This is a genomic window from Blautia hydrogenotrophica DSM 10507 (assembly GCF_034356035.1).
In the GTDB taxonomy this organism is placed as follows: Bacteria; Bacillota; Clostridia; order Lachnospirales; family Lachnospiraceae; genus Blautia_A; species Blautia_A hydrogenotrophica.
Window position 1 is genome coordinate 3,342,100 of the sequence record NZ_CP136423.1, and the last position, 14,374, is coordinate 3,356,473.

Consider the following 14,374-nt stretch of genomic DNA (forward strand, 5'->3'; position numbering starts at 1 on the left):
TCAGGCACATCAAAAGAAATCCTCCGGTAGCTCACCGGAGGATTTCCTCATACTCTTTTCATTCTATCCCCTATGTACCAATCGGGCCGCATCTTTGATTCTATTCTTTCTCCGTTTCCCTCTCGCAATTCTTTTCTTCTGTTTTCGTCTTCCGGTCAACGATATTATATTTATCGACATTTCCAGCTATAAACAATACACAGATAATTCCTCCGAGAATAATAAAGATATTTGGCAGACCTCCAAGATTAGAGACCATTTTAATCCCATCTATTCCCGCGATTGTAAGCATGATATAGGACAGTACAGCAAACATCACGCCCCACATTACTTTTAAGAATACCGGTGCTTCCTGCTTTTCCGGAGATATCCCGGTTGTGGAAAGCGCCGCAATGGAATTTGTCGTGGAATCCATAGCGGTAATCATGGAAAGAAGCAAGGCCACAAAGAATAAGATAATAATAATCTGAGCCCCCGGCATTTCCCGAAAAATGGCATATATCGTTGCTTCCGCCCCCTCTGTATTCAGAATGTTGATTAAATCTAATTTTCCGCTGAGCTGATAATTGATGGCCAAGTTTGAAAAAATGCCGCTCCACACAATATTGAATAAAATTGGAATTCCAAAATTAATCTTAATTAAATCCTTTACCTTATATCCAACTCCAAGTCTCGCAAGAAAGCATGCGGAAATCGGTGCCCAGCTTCCCCAGCTTCCCGCATAGAATACCGTCCAGTTTTTTGCCCATGGATCCGATGCATATGCTCCCGTCGTCAAAAGTTTTTCCGGTAGATCAGACAAGGTTCCTCCCACTGCCTCCACGGTTCCATCTATCATAAACGCCGTTGGCCCTAAAAAAAACATCGTTGCCAAAAGAACGATATAAACTACTACATTCATATTAGATAACAGTTTAATTCCTTTGTGAATGCCAGACACCGAAGATGTGATAAAACAGACAGTAAGAACCGTTAAAATAATCAGCCACGCCGTATCTTTGCTCTGTATGCCAGTAATCTCCTTTAACGCGCCGCCCATATTTAAAGTGCCTGTACATATCACTCCCAAAATCCCAAGACCCATAGCGAATAAAAGAATCGTGTCCAAGATCTGAGGAAACGAGTTCCTATCTCCTGTTTTAATATGAAACTTATCCGTTATCACACTCAACTGAGATGTGACAGAAAAAGGTTTTCCCATATTAAAAAACGCGAACGCGAATGCGATTACCGGAAGCGTGTATAAAGCATATGGATGAATAGACCAGTGAAGTACCATAGTTTCCATTGCAAATTTCGCAGACTCCCAGCTATTTGGTTCTATTCCAACCGGAGGCGCCGCCATATGGTAAATCGGTTCTACAATACCCCAGAACAAAGCTCCTGCCGCCATAGCGGTACATAGGGTAATGGTTGCCCAGCTTGCTTTAGACAGAATCGGCTTTGCATTTTTCCCGCCAAGGGTTACGTTGCCCAATGGCGAAAAATACGCAATCACAATAGCCACTAAACACAAAAAGCTCGTAAGACTATAAGTCCAGCCCAAATTGTCTAATACCCAAGTATTGGCGGCACTTGCCATCGCATAGAAACCTGTCTTGTCCACAATACTGTAAACTAACGAGCCGAATAATAAAATGAACGCTGGCCAAAATGCAATTTTTCTGATTTTTGTACTTTTCTTTTCACTCATGTCTTCCCTTTCTCACATTATAAAGTAGTAGTGTTTATAGTCTCTCTCCAAGGACTATGCTATACTGGCGAAAGTACTATAGACCTGTTTTTCTCTTCTATCACTTCATAGTTTGCAAAAAGCTCCTTCAGTTCTAAACAATATCAACTATTTTTTTGGTAAATTCTGGAATAATCTTATAAATATCCCCTACAATTCCATAATCTGCGATCTGAAAAATCGGCGCTTCCCGATCTTGGTTAATCGCGATAATCATATTAGCCGAAGACATTCCCACCATATGCTGAATAGCCCCGGAAATACCACATGCTATATAAAGTTTGGGACTGACTGTCTTTCCTGTCTGTCCAATTTGAAAAGCATGTGAAATCCATCCTTCTTCCACCGCTCCGCGAGTTGCTCCAACTGCGCCTCCCAAAGCATCAGCCAGATTCTGCAGCATCTGAAACCCTTGAGCACTTCCAAGTCCCTTTCCTCCTGCAACAATAATTTCCGCACTTTCCAAATCTGCCGGCACACCTTCTTCCTCTATGGTTTCATACACTCTTACCCTGTTTCTACTAGCTCCCAGTTTCACAAATTCCCGTCTCACTTCTACATGCTCTTTCACAATTTTTTTCTTTTTATAGGTCCCTGGTCTTATGGTTCCCATTTGCGGCCAATGTTCCTGACATACAATACAGGCCATTAGATTTCCTCCCAGCGTTGGTCTTGTCCAAAGCAGACAGCCACTATCTTCCTCTGCATCTACACCTGTACAATCCGCCGTCAGACCTGTTTTCAATCGGCAGGCGATTCTCGGACTCATATCCCGTCCATTATTCGTCGCAGCAATCAGCAAAGCGGCAGGCGCATATTTCTTCAGCAGTATACAAAGCGCGTCTGTATAAATATCTGTAGAGTATTCCTCATATTCGCTGCCTTGCACCATCAGAATTTGGTCTGCTCCATATTCCGCTGTTTCTTTCACTGCAGATTGCAGCTCGCTGCCAAATAAAACCGCGACCAATTTTCCCTTAGTTTTCTCAGCTATCTGCATACCTGGATTCAGCAATTCCAAGCTCGAAGGCTGAACACTTCCATCTTCTTTGATTTCAACAAATACCCATATATCATTACTCTTCTTATCTTTCATATCTCACCTCCGGATTTCACATATTTTGCTCACCGCATTGCAGAGCTCCTGAATGATTTTCTCTATGTTTTCCGACTCTATCATCACTCCCTTGGTTTTAGTTGCCTGGACATAGGTTTTCCGCACCTTTGTGGGAGACCCTTTGATTCCTGCGTACCGCAGATCTATCCCCTTTATATCTGTAGATGAAATGTGAGGTATAGCTGCTTTACGCGCCGCCAATTTCCGTTTAAATGTAGGAAATCTAGGATCCGTATCTGGTTTTGTAAATGTCACAACACATGGATACGTTACCCCGATCACTTTTTTATTATTGTCTCGTTCTTGCAGAACGATGAATTCCTTCTCCCGTTCTTCCGCTTTCAGACAACTGGTAACCTGTGGATATCCCAGATGTTCTGCCAGTTCTGGTCCTACCTGTGCGGTATCTCCGTCAATCGCCTGCTTTCCGCAAAAAATGGCATCAAATATCATCCCCCTTTTTTTCTGTATATGCTGAATCGCCTGGGCCAAAACATAGCTTGTGGCATAGGTATCCGATCCTCCAAACGCTTTGTCCGTAATCAAATACGCCTGATCTGCTGCAATGGCAAGGCACTCCCTCAACATTTCTTCCGCCCGCACCGGACCCATGGATATTACAGTTATGGTTGTATCTGGATTTCTATCCTTTATTTTTGCCGCTGCCTCAAGCGCGTACCCATCGTAGGGATTTAAGACACAAGAAACATTATCCCGTATTAATGTATGGTTTTCCCAGTCTATTTTTATTTCTGCCGTATCTGGTACTTGCTTTGCACACACTAAAATATTCATAACCAGTCTCCTTTTTATTTTCTTTTCTCTTGCCGCACCTATATTGACAATTCCTGATTCATATGCTATGTTTAACTAAATTCAAATTGTGCGCTAGAGTTGAAAAACGCTTGTTGTTTAAAACAACGGGCGTTTTTTCTTTTTTCCAGCAGCATTGCGATTATATGAAGGAGGTTTTCGTTTTATATGAAAGAATCAATACTTATTCACCCTCTAAGCGATTCTAATTCTGTTCGGGACGAGTCTTTCTTTACAGGGCATGCTTTTTCTGCCTCTTCTCCCGAAACAGCAGATGAGGTAAGACAGGTTATCCTCTGCTGCGCAGCTCATGGAATAACCATCACACCCCACGGAGGATTAACCGGAATTAACGGCGCTGGTACTGCCACTAACAACCACAGCATGAATCTGCAGCATCTAACCGGCGTTTCTTACCGTGCCAAAGACAATACGCTGTGGGCGCTGGCCGGAACAACTTTCTCTGAAATCGAAACATCTGTCCGTAAAGAAAGCAACATGACTCGCGAATTTCCAGCTTCTCCTACAGAAAAAAGTGCTACCATCGGCGGAGCTCTTTCTTTTGGCGCCCGTGGTCTTCGCTCCTACAAATACGGCAGTGTATCTGATTTTGTGACGGAACTTGAATATTGTGACTGTAATGGTAATCTGCATCTTTGTTCTGCTTCAGACAGTAACTTCCATGATTTATTAGGAAGTGAAGGTATGCTGGGAATCATAACTGGTGTGCGTATACGTACATCCCCAATCCCGAAGTTTTTATGGGGTCTTATGTTTTTCTTCCCTGATAGTCTCTGTGCAGCCGGATTTGCTGACGCAGTGAAAAGCATAGAACATATAAGTGTTTTCGAACTCTTGGATTCCAAAAGTTTTGAATTGCTTCAGGAATTCCGTTCACAGATCAGTTCCATTTCCCGAATTTCAGAATTGCCTTCTTCCAGCCAAGCTGCCATTTATCTTGAGCTTGAAAGCGATTGTGAAGAAACACTGGAAGAAACTGCCGAGGACCTTTTAGAGCTTGCCGCCGAATACCATGGAGATCCTGATGCTGTCTGGAATGTCGTCGGGGATGAAGTGGAAACCTTCCGCTCCATGCGTCACGCCGTTTCTGAATGCGTTAATTTAAAAGTTGCCTCTCTTCACGCGCAAGATGTTTTGATAAGAAAACTTTCCTGCTCCTGCTTCTTTCCTAATAAAACCAGACAAGAATTGGTAAACTACTATCAAGACAGCTTAGCCGAAAATCATCTGTCCGGTGTAATTTTTGGACACATTGGTTCTGGAAATCCTTACGTAAATATCCTCTCACATTCAGCAGAGGAATATCATAATGCCCGGATATTAATCCAAAAATGGGGCAAAGACGCATTTGAAGCAGGCGGACATGCTTTCTCTGAATGCGGCGTAGGGAAATTATACCGTGACATTTTTCAACACATCGCTCCTATCAATCTATTAAACAAACGAATCAAGCTAAAACAGAAATGGGACCCTTCCGGTCTTTTTAATCCCAAAAATATGTTAGTATAAAATCATCAGGAAAGGACATTTATCGGATATGAACAAAAAAGGAATCCTACAGCTAATCGAAGAAAACCCTATTATTCTTGGAATCAATAAAGAGTCCGATTTAAAGCTTGCCGCTAAAGCCGAATCGCAGGTTGTATTTACTCTGTTCGGAACTATCTCTAACATTGGCGATACCATTCATCATCTCAAAAAAATGAAGCAGCTTGTGTTTGTAAACATCGACATGGTGGATGGATTTTCTCCCAGAAACAGCGTCGTTGATTTTCTAAAAACTATGGAATTAGATGGCATCATCAGTTCAAAACCTACCATTCTCCGTTACGCAAAAGAACAGGGGATCTTTACGATTCATCGTTTTTTCATTTTAGATTCAAGTTCCTGGAGAAGTATTGACCGCCAATTAGAAATCAGTCAGGCGGATATTATCAACATAGCTCCAGGCTGGACCAAGGTAATTCAATGGACCCATGAACGCTTCTCCACTCCTATTATTTCCTCCGGCCTCGTCTGCGACAAAGAAATTGTAATTGAAAATCTAAATGCCGGAGCAATAGCCATATGTACCACAAACCCTGATGTGTGGGAAATGTAAAAGTACAGAAAAAGATTGCAAAGATTTCTTTCGCAATCTTTTTCTTTCATTATCTTTTCCACTGTTTCAGATATTCAAATAGTTCAGGTAACACATTCTGATATTCATCAACAATCATAGCATCGGATAACTCAGCGATCACCGCATCCGGATTCGAATTGACCGCTAATATATAGCGGCTCTGCTCTATCCCCGCCATAAATGCCGCAGCCCCTGATATTCCAATAGCGACAGTCAGCTCAGGCGCGTAAATCTCTCCGGACACTCCAATAATTTCGCTGATATCCGCCCATCCCCTCATAGCTACCGGCCGAGAAACCCCAAAAGAAAATCCACAACATTTTGCATATTCTCTGATTTTTACGATTTCTTCTTTTGTTTGAATTCCCATTCCTGCCGCGATCAAAATCGGCGACGCCTTCCGTTCTTTACGTTCTCCCAGAGTGATGCTATTCAGAAAATAGTCTGAAGGACCGCAAGGCTCCAGCTCAATAATCTTTGAAGGCTCTGGCTGCTTATTCGCAAGATTTCCCACAGCAAATCTTTCGCTGATTACAAAGTTTAACGGCAGCCGGTAGTCCGCGCATACCATATTGTTGTATACCATTTTTTGACAAAAAACACTTTCTCCGTCCATCCATAGTTTCGTAACCGCTACAGCGCATGGTACCTCCAATAGCCTCGCCAGACCGACCGCGAGTTCTCCAGATTGCTCCCCATCTGCCACAACTGCTGCTGTAGATTTTGTTTCTTTCATCAACTCATGTAAGGACCTCGCTATAACTTCTGTCCCAGAAGAGTCCGACGGTAAAATGTAGATCTTTCCGCCCAGTACTGCTAAGTTCAAATGCTCAAGTTCTTTTTCTTCACCATAAATGCAGGAGTCAACCGTACAGCCCAGCTTAGCACTCAACGCCTGCTTTTTCTTTCGGGCCATCTCAAGTATTTGATTATGAATTCCATGTATAATGAATAGTATTTTCATATTTGCTCCAACACTTTCTGCAATCCATTCCGCAACACATCCTGTACCGCTTCTTTTCCTGTTTTCCAGGTTTGATAACACCGGCGTTTTGCTTTTATCGGAGTTATCTTTTCCGGTTTCGCCATCTGCCTAGAATCCGGATATACCAGGCTTATATTATCACTTTCTGTCTTCGATACCTTCATCCGTTCACGTAAAGTAGCAATCCTTAATTTACTGATTACCGCATTCCCCACACATAATACACACGGAAGTTTTATGGTCTGCTTCTTTATGCTTCCTCCCTCTGACACAAGAATTGTCACAGACTTCTCATCCATTTCCATAAGATCGATAACCGGACCAACAGAAGGACAGTTTAGTTTTTCAGATACCAACTGAGCCATGACGCCATGATTTCCAGCAGGTGCTTCTCTTCCCAGCAATATACAATCCTGCGGATGCTCTTTCACATAACATGCCAGCGTTTCCGCCACCAGTTCTGGAAAAAATTGAATCTCTTCTTGTTCAGCGTCCGCCCTTACCGTATGAAGAAACCCCAATGCTCTCAATCCTTTTAAAGTGAGCTCTGTCTGTTTTCCTCCAACAGTAAATGCAGATAATTCAACAACGCCTTCTTTTATTTTGTCACGAAGACGCAGCACTAACTCTAACGCACTTTCATCATAGCAATTTATAATATTAGGAAGGAAATGGGTGTCTATCCCCATTTCCTCCGTTACGATAATGTCTTCCTTTTTTAGCAGTTCAAGATCAGGACAAAGCTTAAACGAAACTAACAATCTCATAATTTTTCCCCTTTATAAGGTAAGATTGTTCCCATGTTCATAATACCGTTCGGATCAAACGCTTCCTTCAGCTTTTTCACCATATAAAGCGCAGAGCCATGTTCTTTGTCTATCCAGTGTGTGCGGTGTTTTCCTACCCCATGGTGGTGACACATGGAACCGCCTGCCTTGATAGTCTCTTCACAGATAATCTTCTTAATCGGCAGGTGATATTTTGTAATTTCATTCTCCGGCGTACAGTCCACTACATTGTACCAATATACAAAATAGAGATTGATTCCATTTGGATAGCAATGGGATGCATGCGCTCCAAATATAGTGATATCTGGGATTTCTTCCATGATTCTTTTAACACAGACATCATAAATTTCATGTACGGCACTCCATGGCGCTGAAATTTCTGTTGTGCAGCAGACATTATTGGTCTCCAAAACTTCTTTTCGTTCCTCTTCGATTCTTGCCGCATCCCAGTTTAGGTTCGCAAACCAAGTTTCAATCAGCTTTGTTTCCACCTGGGTACACTCCGGATGATTTTCCATAATCTTACGGATTCCTTCCGCTGTAGCATGGGAAATAAGTTCCGGTCCTTCTGTCACAAACAAGAGAACGCATTTGTCCGCTGCAAAATGTGAAAAATGCTCCTTTCCGTCTTCCGCGTCATATAATCTCGCGACGGATGGGCGATATCCCTCTACCATAACTTCTCTCATAATATTTAATCCGTCATGCATATTATCCAAGGTATATCCCATACATTCATGGAACTGCGGATAATATTTCCACAATTTTACGGTTACTTTTGTGATGAAATTCAGCGCCCCTTCGTTGCCAAGTACCACATGGCGAATATCCGGCCCCGCACTTCTGCGAGGAACCGCTTTAATATCACAGATGGTTCCGTCCGGAAATACCGTCTCCACTCCCGCTAGCATATCCTCTATTCCACCGTATAAAGTAGAAAACTGGCCGATTGATCGGGTTGCTACCAGACCGCCCATCTGAGCAATCGGTTTGGACTGGGGAGAATGCCCTGTAGTATATCCAAGTTTTCTCACTGCATTTTCAAGATCTTCCAGTACAACGCCACATTCTGCTGTTGCCTGCATGTTTACTTCATCAATCTCAATAATCTTGTTCATATGAGATCCGTCAAGCACAATGGAATCTTCTACGATAGTCTCAAGTCCGCCTTCTGTTGCAGAATGCCCTGTTCTTGGCACGACATTTATTTTCTTTGCATTACAATACCTAAGAACACTTGACACCTCTTCTGCATTGTTCACAAATACAACTGCTGCTGGCAACGGATTCGTGTATACCTTATGATACCCCTCATATTTACGAAATCTGTCATGAGTTGCGTCTTCCAGCACTTCTTTGTCTGTCACAACATTCTCTTCCCCCACAATCTGTTTCATTTTTTCTGCAATTTCATCTCTTCTGCTCATTTTAATCTCCCTCACTTACTTTCTTAATTTCTTATAAAAAAATACGATAAATTTCCCGGTTTACAGGGTCCGAATAATTTTTAATTGTCCTATATACATTGTTTTCTACACGGGCGTATAATTCTGTATTCTCAAGATCCGGCTGAAACGCATCCTCAATACGCACCATCTTATTCACTGCCTCTTCATAAGAGTCATAAGCTCCTACACCCATGGCCGCACAAATTGCCGCTCCCACTCCTGCCGCGTCCGTAACTTCATTTCGAACGGCCGGCATTCCAAATACATCCGCAAAAATCTGCATAAACAATTTGGATTTTGACCCTCCACCAGAAATAATCAACCGTTCCGGCTTATATCCCATTTCTTCAAACATGTCTTCCATGCTCATATGCATCGTCATTGCAATGGCTTCCAATATAGAACGGTACATATGGGACCGTTTATGTCTCCCATCGAAACCTATCATCATAGCCTTTCTGTACGGAATATCATTCGGACATAAAAACTCTGGAACCGTAATCAAGCCGTCACTTCCGGCTGGAATATGAACCGCCTCATTTTCAAGAAGCTGTTCTACACAGGTTTTTTCTTTCTTCGCAAGATTCTCCCATGGTTCACCAAGAATCTCTTTAAACCAAGATACGCTCCACATTCCCCTCCGTATTCCTGTCATACCTTCATACAGATATCGTTTAGGAATGGCAGAAAGATTTGACCAATAGCACTGTGCGCTGTCATTAAACTCATGGCCATTGACCATCCCGCCTATATAGGTTCCGAGAGAAATCAGACAGGACGAATCATCAATGATTCCGGCTCCGAGTCCTTCCGCCGCTTTGTCATTTGCTGTCGCAATGACGGGACAGCCTTCCGGGAAGCCAGTATCTGCAGCAGCTTCTTTGGTTACCTTTCCCAATATTTCTCCTGGCATAACCAGATCGAATAGGTTTTCTCGCTTTATATTATAGGGTACATAATCCTCTGGATTTTCGCTCCAATTCCAGGTTTCTTTGTCAAATGGACCATATACTCCTTCATAATTGGCTGCCGTATCGTAGAATTGACCGGTAAGGCGCACTGTCAGATAACCCGTAGTTGTACTCAGATACTGAAACTCTGGAATATCTCCCGGGTATGGTCTGGCAAGCCGTTTATCCATCCAATTCAGAACTGGGTACGCCAGCGTTCCATCTTTTTTCAGGTACGTACGGCAGCATCGAATACTTCCCAAACCGATTGCAATAATATCTCCTGGATCTCCTTCAAATTTCTCCATAACCTGATGTCCCGTCATCTTCAGAGAATCCCACAAATCATCATCCGGATGCTCCGCAGTATCCGCGTCCGGTGAATAAAGCGGCCGTAAGGCATTCTTCTGCTCACAGACAATTTTTCCATCTAATGTAAAGACAGAAACCTTCGTACTTTGTGTCCCTCCATCAATTCCGATCACATACTTCATTTGCCCACCTCCGTCTTTTTTATTCGTCCGCAGCATTTACGTTTTCCACTTTATTTTTCTTATTATGCCGTACTAATAGGATAACGAATCCAATACCCACAAGCATCGTAATCAGCATATAAATAAAGATCATTCTGTATCCTGCAGCGCCTGGATATTGATCCAGCCAGCTTCCAATTAACGTCGGATTAAAAAAGTCTGGTGAAAATCCGATGAACATGGCAATTCCTGACACAGTTCCGTAGATTTTTGCTGGGGTTCCTGCTTCTCCAATAATTGCGTAATACATGCCGCGCATACCATAAATCGCAAAGGAAGAGACCACCATAATAATAATCGTCATCACTACAAAATTGCCGCCTGACGGCAATGCAAGCAACACCGCCAGGGTAGCCACAAGCATCATCCCAAATGCCCCAATTAAGATCGCACATCTTCCGCCGCATTTTTTAGAAAGCCACCCGCTGAATGGAGCCGCTGCTAAACGAATAATGTCTTTCCTGAGAATTCCTACATATCCGGCAACTACGGCTGTCATCCCCAGTACTTCCTGACAATAGGGCTGCATATAAGAAGATGCATTATAAACAGAATAAACACAAAGGATAGTTCCCGCGCACAGCCATGTTACTGGATATTTCAGTGCCGCGCCCATATCCTTTAAAATCGTACCAGAACTTGCAGCTTCAGCATCTTTATTGTCTGGCATAAAAAAGAAAGACAAAATACCACTTAGAATGGCTAAAATGGACATTACAATAATTACCATTCTCATTCCGCCCATATGCTCAAAAACTTGCATCAAGCCCAGCCACATAACAACGACAAATATACCTCGGACGCCTTCGAAATAACCAAAAACCTTTCCCTGTCCTTGACTATCTTCCAGCAATGCTATCGCCTTTGTCATAGTTGGCCAGAATAAACCGATATTCGTAATCGACCATAAACCATGAATAATCATAACGCTTGTGAAACCAGGCGCCGCGGCAAGCCAGAAGCCTAACAGACCACATCCAATAGAAGATACCGTAAACAAAATTTTATGGGAAAATCTATCCGCAACCCATCCTCCCGGAATATATAAGATCATCGATAACAGTCCAAATAAGCTCGCAGACATTCCAAACTGTGTATTATTCTGACCTAAAAATTCTCTGAGCGGCTCATACAACTGCCACCGCATATACGGAAGTTCTGTAATCACTCCTGTTGTGAGACAGATAATTGCGAAAGTAATCCATTTATTTTTCTTATTTTCCATATTTCATTCCTCCCTATCTCAAACACTCTTTCATACAGTTACTATCGAACCAGATAACCCCCATCAACCGTCAGAACAGTTCCATTAACGTAATTCGACGCGTCGCTGGCTAAAAACACGCACGCTCCCATTAAGTCATAAACTTCTCCCCAGCGATTCGCCGGAATATGTTCCAAAATCCTGCGGCTTGCATCTTCATTGGCTCTCGTATCCGCTGTCAGCTTAGTAGCAAAGTATCCCGGTGCGATGGTATTTACCTGAATATTCCATTGTCCAAGTTCATCACACATGGCTTTTGCCAAACCAGAAATCCCATGCTTTGTTGCCGCGTAAGCCGGATCCCACTGGCCGCCCAAAAACGTAAACAGCGATCCAATATTAATGATCTTTCCACTCTTCTGCTTAATCATAGGCTTACATACCTCATGTGTCATTTCAAAGGCCGCTGACAGGTTCAACGCAACCACTTTATCCCAAGAATCCTTTCCAAACTTTGTTACATCCTGAATGTTAATTCCTCTTCCTGCGCAGTTTACTAAAATATCAACACTGCCAAATGTTTCTATACAAGTGTCCACTACTTTTTTACAATTTCCCTCTGCTGTAATATCTGTAATCACCAACTTGTATTTTACGCCGCATTTTTCAATAATTTCTTTTGTCTCTCCGCCATCATCCATAATGCTTACCGCAAGAATATTAGCACCTGCTTTCGCAAGAGCTGTCGCGAACCCCTGGCCTAAACCTGAATTACCGCCCGTTACAATAGCGTTTTTTCCTTTTAATGAAAATAAATTCAAACTAAAATCTTCAATATTATGCATATCACTTTTTCCTCCTGAAATCATTGAATTCTTATTTTTTGACACGTCTGCCAAAAAAAAGAAAAGCAAAAAAGATAATATCACCATTATCTTTTTCGCTTTTCTTCTCTAACGAGCTCTATTAATTTATGTGTTGATTGTATCAAATATCTGATTATCATGCAAGTGAATCTAACCTGTAAAATACCATAAATATATTTCAGATTTTTTGTCTGTATTGCACAAAATCAATATGACAATTTCTAAAATATCATATTTTTGACACTGCAAATCACTATCTTCAGAGGCATTTTACAAAGACATCCTTGGCTTCCACGAAGGATATCCTGTCGATTCCCTGTAGAAGACATTTAGATTAAGCCCTTAAACTTTTCCCTACTTATGATTCTCCAAGGTCTTCACCGTTAGTTTCAATCACACGCTTGTACCACTCAAAGGATTTCTTCTTAAAACGTCTCAACGTACCACTGCCGTCTTCCTGTTTATCCACGTAGATGAAGCCATAGCGTTTCTTCATCTCCCCGGTACTGGCACTGATTAAGTCAATAGGCCCCCAGGACGTATAGCCGATCAGATCGACTCCATCCTCTTCTACCGCAGCCTTCATAGCCCGGATATGTTCTCTGAGGTAATCAATCCGGTAATCATCCTCCACATAACCATTCTCATCTGGAGTATCCACAGCCCCCAGACCATTTTCCACGACAAACAGCGGCTTCTGGTACCGGTCATAGACCTGATTTAAGGTAATGCGCAACCCCAGCGGATCAATGGGCCAGCCCCATTCACTGAATTTCAGATAAGGGTTCTTCACAGACCGGAAGAGATTTCCTTCCGCTTCTTCCTGCTCTCCTCCAGGAGCCGCCACACACCGGCTGTTGTAATAGGAAAATGAGATAAAGTCCACGGGCCAGCTCTGTAACATCTTCTCATCCCCCGGCTCCATCTGGGGAAATACCCCTTTCTTCTCCAACCGTTTCACCGCGTAGGACGGATAGTAGCCTCTGGCTTGCACATCCACAAAAAAGTAATTTTCCTGGTCGGTCAGCAGTGCCTCCCATACATCCTGCGGTTTACAGGAATAAGGATAAGCGCTACCTGCCGCGAACATACATCCCACTTTATTTTCCGGGTTTATTTCGTGGGCCAGCTTCGTCGCCAATGCACTGGCTACCAGCTCGTGGTGAGCCGCCTGGTACTTCGCCTTTTCCTGGTCCTCTCCTTCCTCAAAGCACAGCCCCGCACCCATAAACGGAGCGTGAAGAATCATGTTGATCTCGTTGAAAGTCAACCAATAGGTCACATAGTCTTTGTAATGGCGGAACAAAACCTCACACAATCTCAGATAGAAATCGATCAGCTTCCGGTTTCGCCAGCCGCCGTATGCCTCGATCAGATGAACCGGACAGTCAAAATGAGAAATCGTCACCAGCGGCTGAATCTGATATTTCCGGCATTCCTTGAAGATCTCTTCGTAGAATTGAAGTCCCTCAGCGTTCGGCTCCTGCTCGTCGCCCTTTGGAAAAATCCTGGTCCATGCGATACTCAGCCGATAGACTTTAAATCCCATCTCTCCAAACAATTTTATATCTTCCCGAAAATGGTGGTACATATCGATGGCCTCCGCGGCCGGGTAGCTGTGGTCTTCGTCCATCCTCAACATCTTCTTTTGCCCCGTAATCACTGCACTTCGGTCTGGGCCTGAAGGACATACATCCACATTGGCCAATCCCCTATTGCCTTCGAAAATGCCTCCCTCACACTGATTCGCAGCCGTGGCACCGCCCCACATAAAATCCTTTCGAAATCCCATATC

General features: G+C 43.0%; 12 protein-coding genes. 2 read left to right on the plus strand and 10 right to left on the minus strand.

The genetic code is table 11. The annotated features are described in order from the left end of the window. Window positions 1-100 precede the first annotated feature (100 nt). The 3 genes from BLHYD_RS16025 to BLHYD_RS16035 all read right to left on the minus strand — a co-directional run bounded on the left by BLHYD_RS16025 (window position 101) and on the right by BLHYD_RS16035 (window position 3,644). The gene (locus BLHYD_RS16025) at window positions 101-1,693 is read right to left on the minus strand and encodes a BCCT family transporter (protein WP_005951784.1); all 1,593 of its coding nucleotides are present in this window, start codon (window positions 1,691-1,693) and stop codon (window positions 101-103) included. Between the two features lie 133 nt (window positions 1,694-1,826). Beyond that, the gene (locus tag BLHYD_RS16030) at window positions 1,827-2,828 is read right to left on the minus strand and encodes an electron transfer flavoprotein subunit alpha/FixB family protein (protein WP_005951786.1); all 1,002 of its coding nucleotides are present in this window, start codon (window positions 2,826-2,828) and stop codon (window positions 1,827-1,829) included. Between the two features lie 3 nt (window positions 2,829-2,831). Beyond that, the gene (locus tag BLHYD_RS16035) at window positions 2,832-3,644 is read right to left on the minus strand and encodes an electron transfer flavoprotein subunit beta/FixA family protein (protein ID WP_005951788.1); all 813 of its coding nucleotides are present in this window, start codon (window positions 3,642-3,644) and stop codon (window positions 2,832-2,834) included. A 186-nt stretch (window positions 3,645-3,830) separates the two neighbouring features. Between BLHYD_RS16035 and BLHYD_RS16040 the strand changes: the two genes are divergently transcribed. Beyond that, a complete protein-coding gene (locus tag BLHYD_RS16040; RefSeq protein ID WP_260784578.1) occupies window positions 3,831-5,192 on the plus strand; it encodes an FAD-binding oxidoreductase in 1,362 nt (453 codons plus the stop codon). Window positions 5,193-5,220: 28 nt separating this feature from the next. Then, the gene (locus BLHYD_RS16045; protein ID WP_005951795.1) at window positions 5,221-5,784 is read left to right on the plus strand and encodes a glycerol-3-phosphate responsive antiterminator; all 564 of its coding nucleotides are present in this window, start codon (window positions 5,221-5,223) and stop codon (window positions 5,782-5,784) included. A gap of 49 nt (window positions 5,785-5,833) precedes the next feature. On the opposite strand, the gene BLHYD_RS16050 is transcribed toward BLHYD_RS16045, so the two are convergent. The 7 genes from BLHYD_RS16050 to BLHYD_RS16080 form a co-directional block, all read right to left on the minus strand. After that, a complete protein-coding gene (locus BLHYD_RS16050; RefSeq protein WP_260784581.1) occupies window positions 5,834-6,769 on the minus strand; it encodes an FAD-binding protein in 936 nt (311 codons plus the stop codon). Beyond that, entirely contained in the window at window positions 6,766-7,557 is a 792-nt protein-coding gene (locus BLHYD_RS16055; RefSeq protein WP_005951801.1) for an electron transfer flavoprotein subunit beta/FixA family protein, read from the minus strand. The genes BLHYD_RS16050 and BLHYD_RS16055 overlap by 4 nt, the downstream gene beginning before the upstream one ends. Then, window positions 7,554-9,005 (minus strand): FAD-binding oxidoreductase, encoded by a 1,452-nt coding sequence (locus tag BLHYD_RS16060; RefSeq protein ID WP_021845846.1) that lies wholly within the window; start codon window positions 9,003-9,005, stop codon window positions 7,554-7,556. The genes BLHYD_RS16055 and BLHYD_RS16060 overlap by 4 nt, the downstream gene beginning before the upstream one ends. Window positions 9,006-9,036: 31 nt before the next feature. Continuing rightward, window positions 9,037-10,470: an FGGY-family carbohydrate kinase gene (locus BLHYD_RS16065; protein ID WP_040350933.1), complete on the minus strand. Its 1,434-nt coding sequence runs from the start codon at window positions 10,468-10,470 to the stop codon at window positions 9,037-9,039. Window positions 10,471-10,489: 19 nt separating this feature from the next. After that, window positions 10,490-11,734 carry an MFS transporter gene (locus BLHYD_RS16070; RefSeq protein WP_005951809.1) on the minus strand — a complete coding sequence of 415 codons (1,245 nt, stop codon included), beginning with the start codon at window positions 11,732-11,734 and terminating at the stop codon, window positions 10,490-10,492. Between the two features lie 41 nt (window positions 11,735-11,775). Further along, window positions 11,776-12,558: an SDR family oxidoreductase gene (locus BLHYD_RS16075; protein WP_021845844.1), complete on the minus strand. Its 783-nt coding sequence runs from the start codon at window positions 12,556-12,558 to the stop codon at window positions 11,776-11,778. Window positions 12,559-12,937: 379 nt separating this feature from the next. Further along, on the minus strand, window positions 12,938-14,371 hold the full coding sequence (locus BLHYD_RS16080) for a 6-phospho-beta-glucosidase (protein WP_005951813.1): 1,434 nt from the start codon (window positions 14,369-14,371) through the stop codon (window positions 12,938-12,940). Window positions 14,372-14,374: the final 3 nt, after the last annotated feature.

Excerpts from the sequence above, each read along its gene's own strand:
- BLHYD_RS16025 (WP_005951784.1), bottom strand. The coding sequence starts at position 1,693 with ATGAGTGAAAAGAAAAGTACAAAAATCAGAAAAATTGCATTTTGGCCA.
- BLHYD_RS16030 (WP_005951786.1), bottom strand. The coding sequence starts at position 2,828 with ATGAAAGATAAGAAGAGTAATGATATATGGGTATTTGTTGAAATCAAA.
- BLHYD_RS16040 (WP_260784578.1), top strand. The coding sequence starts at position 3,831 with ATGAAAGAATCAATACTTATTCACCCTCTAAGCGATTCTAATTCTGTT.
- BLHYD_RS16045 (WP_005951795.1), top strand. The coding sequence starts at position 5,221 with ATGAACAAAAAAGGAATCCTACAGCTAATCGAAGAAAACCCTATTATT.
- BLHYD_RS16075 (WP_021845844.1), bottom strand. The coding sequence starts at position 12,558 with ATGCATAATATTGAAGATTTTAGTTTGAATTTATTTTCATTAAAAGGA.
- BLHYD_RS16080 (WP_005951813.1), bottom strand. The coding sequence starts at position 14,371 with ATGGGATTTCGAAAGGATTTTATGTGGGGCGGTGCCACGGCTGCGAAT.
- BLHYD_RS16055 (WP_005951801.1), bottom strand. The coding sequence starts at position 7,557 with ATGAGATTGTTAGTTTCGTTTAAGCTTTGTCCTGATCTTGAACTGCTA.
- BLHYD_RS16060 (WP_021845846.1), bottom strand. The coding sequence starts at position 9,005 with ATGAGCAGAAGAGATGAAATTGCAGAAAAAATGAAACAGATTGTGGGG.
- BLHYD_RS16035 (WP_005951788.1), bottom strand. The coding sequence starts at position 3,644 with ATGAATATTTTAGTGTGTGCAAAGCAAGTACCAGATACGGCAGAAATA.
- BLHYD_RS16050 (WP_260784581.1), bottom strand. The coding sequence starts at position 6,769 with ATGAAAATACTATTCATTATACATGGAATTCATAATCAAATACTTGAG.
- BLHYD_RS16070 (WP_005951809.1), bottom strand. The coding sequence starts at position 11,734 with ATGGAAAATAAGAAAAATAAATGGATTACTTTCGCAATTATCTGTCTC.
- BLHYD_RS16065 (WP_040350933.1), bottom strand. The coding sequence starts at position 10,470 with ATGAAGTATGTGATCGGAATTGATGGAGGGACACAAAGTACGAAGGTT.